At 36.9% G+C, this 14318-nt stretch carries 13 protein-coding genes; 7 read left to right on the forward strand and 6 right to left on the reverse strand.

Translation table 11 applies throughout. The features are described from left to right. Positions 1 to 45: 45 nt before the first annotated feature. From IPH84_04575 to IPH84_04585, 3 genes are all read right to left on the reverse strand, one after another. Positions 46 to 504, reverse strand: a complete 459-nt coding sequence (locus IPH84_04575; protein ID MBK7172505.1) for a DUF5606 domain-containing protein — start codon at positions 502 to 504, stop codon at positions 46 to 48. Between the two features lie 84 nt (positions 505 to 588). Then, positions 589 to 1941 (reverse strand): adenylosuccinate lyase, encoded by a 1353-nt coding sequence (gene purB, locus IPH84_04580; protein MBK7172506.1) that lies wholly within the window; start codon positions 1939 to 1941, stop codon positions 589 to 591. 162 nt (positions 1942 to 2103) lie between these two features. Next, positions 2104 to 2769, reverse strand: coding sequence for a lactate utilization protein (locus IPH84_04585; protein ID MBK7172507.1), 666 nt, complete (start codon positions 2767 to 2769; stop codon positions 2104 to 2106). A gap of 91 nt (positions 2770 to 2860) precedes the next feature. On the opposite strand from IPH84_04585, the gene rsmG reads away from it, so the two are divergent. Beyond that, entirely contained in the window at positions 2861 to 3490 is a 630-nt protein-coding gene (rsmG, locus tag IPH84_04590; GenBank protein ID MBK7172508.1) for a 16S rRNA (guanine(527)-N(7))-methyltransferase RsmG, read from the forward strand. Positions 3491 to 3571: 81 nt separating this feature from the next. On the opposite strand, the gene IPH84_04595 is transcribed toward rsmG, so the two are convergent. Then, entirely contained in the window at positions 3572 to 3826 is a 255-nt protein-coding gene (locus tag IPH84_04595; GenBank protein ID MBK7172509.1) for a hypothetical protein, read from the reverse strand. Positions 3827 to 4265: 439 nt separating this feature from the next. Between IPH84_04595 and IPH84_04600 the strand changes: the two genes are divergently transcribed. From IPH84_04600 to IPH84_04620, 5 genes are all read left to right on the forward strand, one after another. Then, positions 4266 to 5726, forward strand: coding sequence for an aminoacyl-histidine dipeptidase (locus IPH84_04600; protein MBK7172510.1), 1461 nt, complete (start codon positions 4266 to 4268; stop codon positions 5724 to 5726). 118 nt (positions 5727 to 5844) lie between these two features. Further along, on the forward strand, positions 5845 to 5994 hold the full coding sequence (gene rpmH, locus IPH84_04605) for a 50S ribosomal protein L34 (GenBank protein ID MBK7172511.1): 150 nt from the start codon (positions 5845 to 5847) through the stop codon (positions 5992 to 5994). 155 nt (positions 5995 to 6149) lie between these two features. Then, entirely contained in the window at positions 6150 to 6437 is a 288-nt protein-coding gene (locus IPH84_04610; protein MBK7172512.1) for a DUF4834 family protein, read from the forward strand. Between the two features lie 96 nt (positions 6438 to 6533). Further along, a complete protein-coding gene (locus IPH84_04615) occupies positions 6534 to 8993 on the forward strand; it encodes a YfhO family protein (protein ID MBK7172513.1) in 2460 nt (819 codons plus the stop codon). A gap of 14 nt (positions 8994 to 9007) precedes the next feature. Further along, a complete protein-coding gene (locus IPH84_04620) occupies positions 9008 to 10321 on the forward strand; it encodes a glycosyl transferase family 1 (protein ID MBK7172514.1) in 1314 nt (437 codons plus the stop codon). A 2-nt stretch (positions 10322 to 10323) separates the two neighbouring features. Here IPH84_04620 and IPH84_04625 read toward each other — a convergent pair whose 3' ends face one another. Further along, positions 10324 to 11304, reverse strand: a complete 981-nt coding sequence (locus tag IPH84_04625) for an NAD(P)-binding domain-containing protein (protein MBK7172515.1) — start codon at positions 11302 to 11304, stop codon at positions 10324 to 10326. Positions 11305 to 11389: 85 nt separating this feature from the next. Continuing rightward, positions 11390 to 12889, reverse strand: coding sequence for an oligosaccharide flippase family protein (locus IPH84_04630; GenBank protein ID MBK7172516.1), 1500 nt, complete (start codon positions 12887 to 12889; stop codon positions 11390 to 11392). Positions 12890 to 13123: 234 nt separating this feature from the next. On the opposite strand from IPH84_04630, the gene IPH84_04635 reads away from it, so the two are divergent. After that, positions 13124 to 14314 (forward strand): glycosyltransferase family 4 protein, encoded by a 1191-nt coding sequence (locus IPH84_04635; protein ID MBK7172517.1) that lies wholly within the window; start codon positions 13124 to 13126, stop codon positions 14312 to 14314. Positions 14315 to 14318 lie beyond the last annotated feature (4 nt).

The following is a 14318-nucleotide window of genomic DNA, read 5'->3' on the forward strand; positions in this document are numbered from 1 at the left end:
GGCTTTGTCAGCTAAAAAAAAGTCCGCCAAATGACGGACTATCCATTATTCCTTTTCTTCGGAGGAAGGTTCTTCTCCAGGTGATTCTGCAGCGACTTCAGCAGATTCTTCAATTACTTCACTAAAGTCAGTGACGCCATTCTCCAATAAGATATTATACCATGCAGTCACCTTTCGCATATGGGAAACATAGAAACGTTCCTTATCATAGTCGGGGACTATACTTTCAAAAAAGTTAACCAATTCTTTCTCAGATGATTTTGAACCAGGGGCAGGCTTTTCAGCAAGGTTTAACTGCATCAGGCGAAATACTTCCCTGAGATGCATATCTTCATTAGCAGTATAAATGCTAATTTCTCCCAGGGCACTGATTTTATCACTGGCAAATACCTGGAATCTTTTACCGTCGCTTAAAGATTCAACAATGACCCCGGTTTTAGATTGAGCTACATTTCTATAAAGACCAGGCTTTCCTGAAATTGACAATACGTCCTTTAAATCCATCTTCTATTTTTTTTTGCAAAAGTATAAAAAACCATTGTTATGGCAGAGTCAATTCCGGACTACTCCATATTATTATTGAGTATTCTAAATTTTGAAACGGCCGGTATAATTCTCAGGTGTAATTTTATGTAACTCTTTCTTTACTTTAGCACTCACATTTAATTTGTCAATCAGCTCAGAAATAGACTGTTGGGTAATATGAGAATTTGTCCGGGTGAGTGCTTTTAAGGTTTCATAGGGTTTAGGATAACCTTCACGTCTAAGAATAGTTTGAACCGCTTCTGCAACAACAGCCCAGTTGTCCTGAAGATCTGCATGAAGTTTTTCTTCATTCAGTATTAATTTGTCAAGACCTTTGATGATAGACCTTAATGCTATGAAAGTATGAGCAATTGGCACCCCAATGTTCCTTGTAACAGTTGAATCCGTTAGATCTCTTTGCAAACGTGACACAGGTAATTTCGCTGATAGATGCTCAAAAATTGCATTTGCTATTCCCAAATTCCCTTCTGCATTTTCAAAATCGATGGGATTTACTTTATGTGGCATAGCGGAAGAGCCAATTTCACCTGGTTTGATTTTTTGTTTGAAATATTCACTGGAAATATAACTCCACATATCCCGGCAAAGATCTATTAATATGGTATTGATCCTCTTCATTGAATCAAATAATGCTGCCAGGTCATCATAATGATCTATTTGTGTTGTTGTGCGTTGTCGCTCAAGTCCCAGGTGTTTCTTAACGAACTCATCTGCAAAATCAATCCAGTCAATTTCAGGATATGCAATATAATGAGCATTAAAATTACCGGTAGCACCTCCAAACTTGGAAGTAAAGGGAACAGCTTTAAGCATTTTTAGCTGGGTCTTCAATCGTTCAGCAAAAACAAATACTTCTTTCCCAAGGATAGTAGGTGAAGCAGGCTGACCATGTGTACGTGCAAGCATTGGAATTTTCTTCCATTCCTTTGATCTGCGGGTAAGTTTTTGAATCAGGTCCTCATAAATAGGAATCATAACCTCGTTCATTGATAGATTCAATGAATAAGGAATAGCTGTATTATTAATGTCCTGGGAAGTCAATCCAAAGTGAATAAACTCCTTGTATTTCCCTAATCCCAGTTTATCAAACTTTTTCTTGAGGTAATACTCAACAGCCTTTACATCGTGATTAGTAGTTAATTCAATTTCTTTAACTTCCAATGCATCAGTAAAAGTGAAATCTTTGCAAATGGATCTGAGATCTGAAATCCGCTTCCTGTCAAATTCTTTCAATTGATCCAGTGGGATATCACAAAGGGCAATAAAATATTCTATTTCCACAAATACCCTGTAATTGATAAGGGCGGCTTCGCTAAAATAATAGCTCAGTCTTTCTACTTGTTTTCGATATCTGCCATCAATAGGAGAAATCGCATTTATCATTGTTAAGTCCATAGCTCTTTAGTATTTCAGGCATTCAAAAGTATGAAATGAATCATGTAAATGTATTCATCTTTTGAAAGAATTAAAGTTAGTTTAATAAACATTTGGTATCAACAATTTAATAATGAGCTAAATACAAAATATCAATTATGAATTATTAGCAATATTAATCTCTTAAAAGCCAAGAGACTCATTGATAATAAAAACAGAAATATCTGATAATGAAGGCTTTCTCTTTAAAGCCAGGAATATATTACAACCACGTGCATCATCTCTACAATCCATGCAGACTCCTTTTTCAGTGCATGGAGTTTGACGATTCAACCTTTTCATGTTAATGGGAGCGGCAAGATTTCTGACCCTGTCCCAAGCAGTGGATTCATTTAAGCACAATTTGTTGACACCAGCAACAATAATTGTTTTTTTAGGACCAAATATCAGCGCTGACAGCCTATTTCCATTTCCATCAATATTGTAAATTTCACCTTGGGTGGTGATGGCATTAGAACTACATAAAAACAAGTCGCAAACTTGTTGTTTTCTCATAATCTCGATTTTCTCTTCCTGGGAAAGCCCTTCTTTATTGTGGTCAAGAATAATCGCGCCAGCTTCAGCAATTAAGAGATCAAGGCCAAGTTGTTTTAGGGTTTGAGAACCGCCAAAAGCCACAGTCATACCTGGCTTCACAAAATCCATGATGATATTTATTGCTTCCTCTCTGCTATCGAAAAAACCTGCATCAAAATGATTCTTACGAAGGGCATCTATGGCTTTAACCGCAATAGATGTCGAATACCAGGAATTCAATCCTGAAACAAAATTATCAATTGAATCCCCCATATTAGTTTAATTTGCAGCAAAAATATGATTTTCACCCAGCAAGTTGAGGTAAAAAGCGAATCAATTATTTTTACAGACTAATTCACCTTTCATGAGTCATTCCATCAATCATTATTTTGAACATCTTTCAACCAGGCAATATAACCAGATCAATGCGCTACAAGGATTATACGAGTATTGGAATCAGCAAATCAACGTTGTTTCAAGAAAAGATATGGAAAATTTGTTTGAGAGGCATATTCTTCACTCCCTGGGTATAGCAAAGGTGATCCAATTCAAATCAGGAACTCATATACTGGATGTTGGAACTGGAGGAGGATTTCCAGGTATCCCCCTTTCTATTCTCTTTCCTGATGCCGAATTCTTACTGGTAGATTCTATTGGAAAAAAAATAAAGGTTGTAGAAGCTGTCAAAACAGAACTTGGCTTAAAAAATGTCATGGCATTGAATTCAAGGGTTGAAATTATCCCTCAAAAATTCCATTTTATTGTCAGCAGGGCTGTAACAACTTTGCCTGAATTTTTACCCTGGGTTGGGAATAAAATTCTGTCTTCCAATTTTAATAATTTACCAAACGGAGTCTTATATCTGAAAGGGGGAGATATTTCAGAAGAAATTGCCCAGATTAAAGCAAAAGTGACCCTTTTCCCATTGTCAGAATATTTTGAAGAACCTTTTTTTGAAACTAAACAAGTGGTTCATATAAAACTGAAAGCATAAAAAAAAGGCTGCATTATTAGTGCAGCCTTGAAAGATTCATGTCATGATGTTTTGGGACCAGACTTCTACCTTTTGAATTGATTATTCATCCAAAGGTTCATGTTTCCTTCTGGTTTTATAAGTATGAACTCCGTAGCTGATGACCAAAGCTACCAGTATCCATGCACCGTCGCCAAGTTTAGCACCTTCACCAGATGGCCCCCGGTTTCCACTTGCACCTTTTTCAGGAGGTGGAGGAGGTGGAGCTATCTGGGCAGAAATTTCCTTTTGGAAAATGCTAAGGTTTAATATCGTTAACAAGCTTAATGCAATGCTGAGTCTTACTAGCTTTTTCATTGTGTTTTTTCTAGGGTTTTTCGGTGTTATAGAATTTGGATAAACCTTGATAATAATATGGGTTAAATTCAACCCTTAAAACAGTAGGTAATTCTCGCTTCAAAAATCATAAAACTGTGAAGCTTTCATCATATTAATAGTTTATAACATTAAAAGTAATAGCCGAAAAATGAATTAATCAACTATTTGATTTTGGGGACAATACAAATCCTTTCAAACCAGTAAGTTCATGAATTAACTTATTCAATTATTATGTATCCTTAGCGAAGTAAGTTTTATAGATGGCTTTTTTAGTACATTTGAACTTCCTAAGCCGGAATGAAGGATTCTATAAAAATGATTAGATCGTAATCTATTTCCGGATTAGCACAATTTTCACTCACTCATATAAAACATTTGACAAGGTATAACCTCTTAAATTTCTAACAATCAATTAATTATGAATAAAGACATTTTCAATCTTGAACCCAAGACTGTATGGAAAAACTTTCACAGTCTAACTCAAATTCCCAGACCATCCCATCATGAATCAGCTATTCAACAATTTATGCTGGATTTTGGGAAAAACCTGGGACTTGAAACCATAAGAGACGAAGTAGGTAATATTATCATCCGCAAACCGGCGACAGCTGGTATGGAAAACTGCATGGGAATTGTCCTCCAAACCCATCTTGATATGGTTCCTCAAAAGAATAGTGATAAAAATCATGATTTTGAGAAAGACCCAATCGAAGCATATATTGACGGAGAATGGGTTACTGCCAATGGTACTACTCTTGGTGCCGACAATGGAATGGGTGTTGCTGCGACAATGGCCGTACTTGAATCAAAAGAGATCAAACATGGTCCGGTTGAAGCATTATTCACTTGTGATGAAGAAACAGGGATGACTGGTGCATTCGGATTAAAACCAGGGCTCCTCAAAGGTGATATTTTATTAAATCTCGATTCGGAAGATGAAGGAGAATTATATGTTGGTTGTGCTGGCGGAACGAATGCCAATGTGAGCTTTCCATACAAAGCTGAATCTGTTCCGGCCGGCTCCCAGGCATTTAAACTTTCTATAACCGGATTAAAAGGGGGACACTCAGGCTTAGAAATCATTCTGCAGAGAGGTAACAGCAACAAACTCATGAACCGCTACCTGATGCATGCTGCAAGAAAACACAATTTGCGCTTATCATGGATTGACGGTGGCAGTCTAAGAAATGCCATTCCCAGAGAATCTTTCGCCATTGTAACGATCCCGACGGATAAGGCATCAAAATTTATAGAATGCCAGGCTGAATATGCATCCATTTATAATAAAGAATATGCAAGTGTTGAGCCTGATTTTAAGTTTGTTATGGAACCCACAGACCTGCCGTCATCAGTAATTGACGCTGATACTCAGGATAGGCTTTTCAAATCTATTCATGCATGCCCAAATGGAGTCATGCGAATGAGTGATGATATGAAGGGCCTGGTTGAGACTTCAACAAATCTTGCCAGTGTAAAAATGGTCGATAATAAGATCAATGTTCAGTGTTTATTGAGAAGTTCAGTTGATTCAGCCCAGGAAGATTTAGGGATCATGATTGAAAGTGTTTTCCTTCTTGCCGGAGCTGATGTAGTTCTTGATGGCCGTTATCCCGGATGGAAACCCAATATGAACTCCCCTATTCTAAAAACAATGCAGTCAGTATATAATAAGCTTTATGGTAAAATACCTGAAATAAAAGCTATTCATGCTGGATTAGAGTGTGGACTTCTTGGCGGAGTTTATCCAAATTGGGATATGATTTCTTTCGGTCCTACAATTCGGTATCCCCATTCTCCTGATGAGAAGGTAAATATCGAATCTGTTGGCAAGTTTTGGAATTACCTGGTTTCGACTCTCGAAAATGCGCCTTCCAAATAATTTGCATCGGTAAAAGAATCGTCATTCTTGATAATTATAAAGAATGACGATTTTTTTTATCATTCTATTTGTATGTAATGATACTTTTTTTACCTTTGCACCCCTAAAATAAAGCACAATGAAGAGGACTTTCCAACCATCGAACAGGAAAAGGAAGAATAAACACGGATTCAGAAAGAGAATGGAATCTGTAAACGGACGAAAAGTACTTGCTGCTCGCAGAGCAAAAGGCAGGAAAAAATTAACCGTTTCTGACGAAGGTAAATAACCTGTATCATGCTGTTTCCAAATAACAGCAGGTAAAACTATAGATATTAAGGAGGAGGCTTTTGCCTGCCTCCTTTTATTTTTGGACATCCCTTTCTCAATATATGCAGTTAATAATTGGAAAAATCTTAATTTTGACTCAATAATTCCCCAGAAGTGTTACTGCTTTTCTACGAATCATCGCTACCAGGTGTTTTTAAAGTATTACTGATAATACTTTGCATTTATTTCTTGTACAACCTGTTTATTAGAGTTTTCCTTCCAATCTTGCTCAAACAATCTATTAAATCGTTCCATCAGAAATTTGGAAATCAAAATGAATGGCGTCAAAATCAAGCTTCTCAAAAGAAAGAAGGAGAAATAACGATTGAAACCCATGAGAAGCCCGTGCAAAAAAAATCATCAAAAGATGATGAATACATTGATTACGAGGAGGTTAAATAGCCCATATTAGCCAGATAACTTTAATATCTGATGACAGTACATTACAAAAAGCAACTTAATCAAATCCACTACATTAGAAATTCAAAACCCTTTCATATGTCTGGTTTCAATTTTAAAAGCATACTTCCTTTCCTTATAGTTATTGCAGTTTTTGCAGGACTAACAATTGCTTACTTTTCTCCTCTTCTTGAGGGAAAAAGGATGAAGCAGTCAGACGTCGCTAACTGGAAAGGGATGTCGAAAGAGATTAGTGACTTCAGAGCCAAAACAGGTGAAGAAGCATTATGGACCAATTCTATGTTTGGAGGGATGCCAGCATATCAAATATCTGTGATTTACAAAGGAAACCTGATGAGATATGTGGATAGGGTTTTTAGATTGTTCCTACCGGATCCTGCAGGACTGGTTTTCTTGTACCTCATTGGATTCTTCATATTATTAATGGTGCTTAAAGTTGATTTCTGGCTTGCAATAGCGGGCTCTATCGCATTTGCCTTTTCCTCCTACTTTTTCATTATTCTGGAGGCGGGACATGTCAGTAAAGCACATGCAATAGGATACATGGCACCTGTGTTTGCCGGACTTATTATCACTTACCGGGGAAAATACCTGCTGGGAGCTGCCCTTACTGCATTGTTCCTGTCGTTGCAGTTATTTACAAATCATATGCAGATTACGTATTACCTGATGATGATCATCGTAATCTTTATTCTTTCTGAATTCATTTTCAGTGTCAGGGAAAAACGCATCCCGGGTTTTGTTAAAGCATCAGCCTTTCTTATTATTTCGGTAATTCTTTCTATTGGTACATCCTTCTCCAATCTTTGGGCAACATATGAGTATGGCAAGGATACCATTCGAGGTAAAACAGAACTTACTACAGAAAAGTCCAATAGAACAAGTGGACTTGATAAAGATTACGCTACAGATTGGAGTTATGGTGTGGGTGAATCCTTCTCATTTTTAATTCCGAATGCACGTGGTGGCGCATCCTTTGGAAAATTGAGCGAAAAATCAAATGCATACAAAGCATTGATCGAAAATGGTGCTTCAGATCAACAAGCAGCAGAATATGCACAAAATATGCCTCTTTATTGGGGAACACAACCCAGCGTTGCCGGACCGGTCTACCTGGGAGCGATCGTACTGCTTCTGTTTATATTTGCTCTTTTCGTAGCAGATAATAAGTATCGCTGGTGGCTTCTTTCAGCTGCTATACTTTCAATTTTGTTATCCTGGGGGAAAAACTTTATGCCTCTCACGGATTTCTTCCTTCACTACCTACCTGGGTATAATAAGTTCAGGGCTGTTTCCATGACACTTGTTATTGCCGAGTTTGCCATTCCATTACTTGCTATCTTAGGCTTAAGCAGCGCAATTTCAGGAAAACTCAAACCAAAGGATTTAACCCGATACCTTATCTATTCAACATCAATCGTAGGTGGGATTAGCCTTATTTTTGCCCTGGCTGGCAGCAGTTTCTTCTCCTTTATATCTCCTGCAGATGAACAATATAAGGCCTATTTCCCTGACTGGATGATTAGTGCAATCAGGGCAGACCGCGCTGCTATGCTGAAATCTGATGCTTTACGATCTGTGGCTTTTATCATTCTGGCTGCTGGCATATTATGGGCTCTATTTAATTCAAAATTAAAGAAACAATATGCTATTCCTGCACTCATTCTTTTCATTCTCATTGACCTGTGGGCTGTAAATCGCAGGTATGTAAACAATGACAGTTTTGTGCGAAAAAGTGTTGAAGCCAATCCATTTGAGCCTACTCCAGCTGATCAATTAATCCTGAAAGATATTGACCCTAATTTCAGAGTCTTCAATCAGACTGTAAGTCCATTCAATGACGCAAGTACCTCCTATTTTCATAAATCAATAGGCGGATATCATGGTGCTAAACTCAGAAGATACCAGGAATTGATAGAACACCACTTGACAAAAGGAAATATGAGTGTTTTTAACATGCTCAATACTAAGTATTTTATTGTTCCAGACCGGGCAAACAATAATCAGCCAGTGACTCAAATCAATATGGAAGCCTTAGGTAATGCCTGGTTTGTAAATGAGGTGAAGATGGTTGAAAATGCTGATGAAGAAATTAATGCTTTAGAAGGCTTCATTCCAAATGAAACAGCAATTGTTGACAAACGATTTTCTGAATACTTGAAAGGAACTGACATTAATCGGGATTCAACAGCTACAATAAGCCTTACAAGCTACAAGCCTAATCATCTGGAATATTCAACCAAGGCTTTAAAAAATCAACTTGCCGTCTTTTCTGAAATATATTATGACAAGGGATGGAATGCTTATGTTGATGGTAAACTCACACCACATTTCAGGGCTAATTATGTGCTAAGAGCCATGATCATCCCTGCTGGAACTCATAAAATTGAATTCAAATTTGAACCCCGGGTTTACCAGGTTGGTGAAAAAGTGTCCCTGGCAAGTTCTGTTGTGCTATTATTATTGGTTTTGGGATCAGTGGGATTGATGTTTCGCAAGAGAACCGCCTCCCCTTCTGAGGAAAAGACAAAACCTTAACTGTCAAACAGAAAATGCAGCAAAAAAAGGTGCTGATCATTTCTTATTACTGGCCACCCAGCGGTGGTTCAGGGGTACAGCGATGGCTCAAAATAGTGAAATATCTAAACCTTTATGGTTGGGATCCGATCATTTATACCCCTGAGAACCCGGAATTTCCTGAAATTGATAATAGCCTTCTAGCTGAAATACCTGTTAATACTAAAGTAATCAAACAACCTATCTGGGAGCCCTATCATCTTTATAAGAAATGGGTAGGACTTAAGAAAGATGACAAGATAGGGGCAGGATTCATGTCAGAAAAAAAGAAGATTGGATTTACAGAAACTATTGCTGTTTGGCTGAGAGGTAATTTGTTTATACCGGATGCACGAAAATTCTGGATAAAACCCTCTGTAAAATATCTAAGAACGATTTTGAAGGAAGAGAATATATCTGCCATCATTTCTTCCGGCCCTCCTCATTCAATGCATCTTATTGCAATGAAAATCAGCCGTTTGTCTGGATTGCCCTGGTTAGCTGATTTTGCAGATCCCTGGACATCCATCGATTTTTATGACCAACTGCATCTTACTAAATTTGCTGATCAGCGGCATAAAACGCTGGAAAAAAGGGTCTTGAATTCTGCGTCCAAAGTATCTGTAGTAACCAAAACCATGGCTGAAGAATTCAAGTTGCTCATTCCGCGTGAATATGAAATCATCACAAACGGATTTGATGAATCAGACATCTCCCAGTTAAAAAATATCACTCCTGATCTTAAGTTCAGCATTAGCCATATTGGAAGTTTGGTACCAAGTCGTAATCCTCAGATTTTGTGGGACGCACTCTCAAAAATGGTTAAAGAGGATTCCGGGTTTGAAGAAAACCTGGAAATTAAATTAGTGGGTAAAATTGACCATTCTGTAATTGACTCTATCAGTAAAGCTGGATTATTAAAATACCTTAGAAAAATCAATTATCTCCCCCATGATAAGGCATTGATTGAAACCAAAAAGTCTCAACTCCTTTTGCTTCTCATTAATCAAACTCCAAATGCTAAAGGGATACTAACCGGTAAACTATTTGAATATCTCGCTGTTGAAAGGCCAATTCTCTGCATTGGGCCTTCAGACGGTGATATTGCTGACATTCTAAAAGATACTCAATCAGGAAAGATATGTGATTTTGATGACGAATCTACTTTGCGGATAAATCTTGAATCGTATTATCAGGATTATCTAGACAAAAAAGATTTCCCCGGATCTTCAAATCTCGGTCATTATACCTGGAAAAATCTTGCTAAAACTATGGCATCAACACTGAACAATATGGTAGAATCGAAGTAGACTTAAAGTCGGAGTAGTTCATTTACAAAACCAGGGACGTCATTATTCCCCTTAAATACATGTTGCAACTCACTCATTAGACTATACTTAGATTTATCCAGCGAGGTACTTTCAAGATGTTCAAGAATTATATTCATCGCAATTCTTCCTTCTAGTACCACTTTCCCAGATATATCTTCAGTAAAAAAGCCTTTCCCGATAAGAAGGCCAAGTGTGCGGTTTCGGCTTAGGTCATTCAATGCAGTCAAGCCAAAATCTCCAATCCCACAGTATTTGAACATGGTTTCCTCCTGACCTTTATATTCCTGAAGAATATTCCTCATTTCATTAAATGCTTTGGTAAAAATCATAAAACGAAGATTTGGAGAGTTGAACTGAGCATCAACTATACCTATAATGATAGCATAGATATTCTTAAGGATACTAAGTATTTCAACACCGGTAATATCAGTAGTCTGGTCAATATAAATGTTGGTTCCTTCAAAAATAGGAGAAACATTCTTAAGCAAGTCAGTATTTTCAGATGCGAGTGTTAACGCTGTAGGAATATTATTCATGATTTCACGCGCAAATGAAGGCCCTTTAAGCGCTCCAACAGGATTTGGGACTATTTGTTTCAGGCATTCAGAGATAAGCCTCTTCTCAGTTCCGAAGCCCTTGGCAAGATTCAAAATTATCGCGGATTTCGGAAGGTTTGGTTTAAGATGCAGCAAATAGTCAACAGCAGCAACAGAAGGTATGGCCAGTATTACAATATCAGCATCCTGTAACACTAATTCATTGGTTGATGCTTGTAGCCGAGGGTTTAACCTCAAATTAGGGAAGTACTTTTGATTGATATGTTCTTTCGAAATTGAATCAATTACATCTTCTTCAATACTTAACAACCTTACTGTCAAATCATCCCTGCCCGCTAAAGAGTTTCCGATAGCAGTACCAATTGAACCGGCACCCAAAATAACAATGTTGTTGTATAACTGCATACAATATAGTTTTTGAAGAAATGCAAAGGTAACAAAGTAGAAGAACTTAAAAGAAACTGGATTTACCAAGGCTTTAAACGAATAATCAGTTATTTATCAAATTCTTAATATTATTGATGAGATCAGAGGGATTTTTCCATTTTCTCCATGCTCCTTTGAGTGTTGATAATTCAACAGCCTCAAAGAATCCAAGATAGTATAATAAAAACGGATAGGATACTATTAATAATGATTTAATAATCAAACGTATAACTAGAGATTGATCATTGATGAATATTATTGGTACATATAAGACAGCACCAAGCAATATCATTAAAATGATCTTCCATTTTTCATATGGGATTTCGTAGGCTTTTTGTGAAAAATAATAGACCAAACCCAGGAAAATTGCACTTGCAAGCAATCTCGACCATGCAGCACCCTGATTATTAAATACTGGAATCAAAGCAAGATTTAGCAAAATACCGGTAATTGATACAATGATTACAATTGTAGCAATAATTGAAGTTTTCTTTGTGATTTGCAATCCGATCAATGCCATGTCCTTAATCATATTCAGAAGAATGGCAAAAGTGAGCACTGGTATCACTTTATAAGCATCATAGTACTCTTCGCGAAGCACAAACAGTTTAACAATCTCCTTTCCGAACATTATCATACCTAGTACAAAAAACATTATAACAAAAACAAAATAGGTCATCAACTTACTATAAAACCTTTTGTTGTTTGGATCATCCATTTTCTTAAATACCAATGGTTGTATGGCAAAACTTATGGAAGCCACAAGAATGATATTCAATGTATTACTTAATCGAAAACCAACTGTATAAAGACCCACATCACCCAGTTGACCAAATTCATTGATTATATACCTGTCAGCCTGATTTAACAGCACAACGGCAATCGATGAAAGAACCAGTGGTAAACAGAATCTGAAAATCTCTTTTAATAGGCTGATCTCTATTTTCAGTGATATATTTCGCCAGATATATTTGCTAAGAATTATAATATAGCCAAGCATACCAAATAGTTGAGCATGATAAATAGCCTCAACACCCTGGTCTTTTACAACCACAAGGTAAACCGTGATAACAAGCATAATTGCCATCTGTACCAGGTTTGCCAGGGTATAAAGCGAAGCCTTCTCCTGCACCCTCATAAGTGTTGATGGCATAATCAATACCATTTGAATCATTGAAGTAATTGCCATCAGCCGGATTAAATAACTGTTCTCAGCATGATCAAAGAGCAGGATTGATATATTTGATGAAAAAGGTAAAACCAGGGCAAGTCCAATAATTCCGAGAACAATGTGGGTAATTAAAAGTGTATAGAATAGATTTTTCCTTTTCTCCTCAACTCCGGGATCAAAATACCACCTGAAAAAACCATAATACAGAGAAAGACCAAAAATACTGATCAGAATTTGTGAAGTGCTTTCCAACAGTCCGATCACACCAAATTCCTGAATAGGAAAATGCTTAGTATACAATGGAATCAATACCAGGCCTGCCAGTTTGGGGGCCATGGTACCTAATGCATAAATAATTGACTGACTGAAAACCTTTTTCAGATCTGCTAGCATCCCTGGATAATAAGGATACAAAGATCAGCAATCAACCTTAATATCATCATGACACTTTTAAATATTTATCAATAATTAAAGGTACAATTATAAGTATAAGAACTCAACTATCAAAAAGCTAAAGATATTCCCATCTTTTTCCATCACCTGGCATAATTCAATGATGATTAATTCAAAGTTCATCATGCAATTGGAATAATTATCTTCGCATTCAAAATAAGCTAACCTACAATTATGAAAATCCTGATGCTTCTGGACCGTGAGTTCCCTCCTGATATCCGGGTTGAAAATGAAGCTCATTCATTAATTCAAGCAGGACATGAGGTGCATATTCTTTGTTATGATCATCAAAACAAGGAACAGGATGAGCAAATCAGGGGAATTTTTATTCATCGTTTTAAGATTAGAAAACAAGTTGCCAAAAAATCACTTGGCTTGATCCTCAATTTACCCATCTTCAAATGGATATGGAAGAAACAGGTTATTTCTCAGCTCAGAAAAGAAAAATTTAAGGCAATTCATATACACGACCTTCCTCTATGCATTCTGATCCCCTACCTCAAAAAACAAGGTCTTCATATTATTGCTGATATGCACGAGAATTATCCATTTCTTGTGGCAGAGCAGTATTATATGAGGTCAAAGCTTGGAAGATTTATTTTCCGTTACAGGAATTGGTTCAGGAAAGAAAGGAATTGGCTGTCACAGGCAAATGATATTATTTGTGTTGCCCCTGAGATGAAGAAAAGATTGGAAGCGACACTAGGAAATGGAAATAATATTCGAGTCGTTCCTAATACCTTCAGCTTTGATTCATTCGGCGCTAATCAAATCGAAATATCTGGCATCAAAAAGAGAATCAACTCTGATTTTATGATCCTATATGTAGGTGGTTTTGATTATGGCCGTGGTCTGGATATTCTCATATCTGCCATAAACCTTCTAAAAACCAGGATTGCCAACTTTTCATTAGTACTTGTTGGTGACGGAAGTATAAAGGCTGAATTAATTCAACTAGCAGAAACTTCCGGTATTAAAGATCTTGTTCATTTTGAAGGATGGAAACCTGCCACTCATGTTAAATCCTATATTGATGCCAGTTCCGTATGTATCATACCGCACCTCAAGTCAGAACAGACAGATAACTCTAGTCCAAATAAACTATTTCAGTATATGTTTTTCGAACGACCTGTCATTAGCTCTAATTGCACTTCTCTCGAGAAAATTATTACTGAAGAAAGGTGCGGACTTGTCTTCATAGATAGAGATGTAAATGATCTTGCTGAAAAGATATTTCAACTATATAGTCAACCGGAAGTAGCATCAAATATGGGCTCTAATGGTAAAGTTGCTGTTGTTAAGAAATATAATTGGGAAACTACCGTACAGCCTTTGATATCGCTATACGATTCTCTTACTAAATAGTTTC

Source organism: Bacteroidales bacterium (genome assembly GCA_016707785.1).
Classification (GTDB): domain Bacteria; phylum Bacteroidota; class Bacteroidia; order Bacteroidales; family UBA4417; genus UBA4417.

Bases quoted from the DNA above. Each gene is read 5' to 3' on its own strand.
- IPH84_04625 (MBK7172515.1), bottom strand. From the start codon at position 11,304: ATGCAGTTATACAACAACATTGTTATTTTGGGTGCCGGTTCAATTGGT.
- purB (MBK7172506.1), bottom strand. From the start codon at position 1,941: ATGGACTTAACAATGATAAATGCGATTTCTCCTATTGATGGCAGATAT.
- IPH84_04595 (MBK7172509.1), bottom strand. From the start codon at position 3,826: ATGAAAAAGCTAGTAAGACTCAGCATTGCATTAAGCTTGTTAACGATA.
- IPH84_04600 (MBK7172510.1), top strand. From the start codon at position 4,266: ATGAATAAAGACATTTTCAATCTTGAACCCAAGACTGTATGGAAAAAC.
- IPH84_04620 (MBK7172514.1), top strand. From the start codon at position 9,008: ATGCAGCAAAAAAAGGTGCTGATCATTTCTTATTACTGGCCACCCAGC.
- IPH84_04615 (MBK7172513.1), top strand. From the start codon at position 6,534: ATGTCTGGTTTCAATTTTAAAAGCATACTTCCTTTCCTTATAGTTATT.
- IPH84_04575 (MBK7172505.1), bottom strand. From the start codon at position 504: ATGGATTTAAAGGACGTATTGTCAATTTCAGGAAAGCCTGGTCTTTAT.
- IPH84_04630 (MBK7172516.1), bottom strand. From the start codon at position 12,889: ATGCTAGCAGATCTGAAAAAGGTTTTCAGTCAGTCAATTATTTATGCA.
- rsmG (MBK7172508.1), top strand. From the start codon at position 2,861: ATGAGTCATTCCATCAATCATTATTTTGAACATCTTTCAACCAGGCAA.
- rpmH (MBK7172511.1), top strand. From the start codon at position 5,845: ATGAAGAGGACTTTCCAACCATCGAACAGGAAAAGGAAGAATAAACAC.
- IPH84_04635 (MBK7172517.1), top strand. From the start codon at position 13,124: ATGAAAATCCTGATGCTTCTGGACCGTGAGTTCCCTCCTGATATCCGG.
- IPH84_04585 (MBK7172507.1), bottom strand. From the start codon at position 2,769: ATGGGGGATTCAATTGATAATTTTGTTTCAGGATTGAATTCCTGGTAT.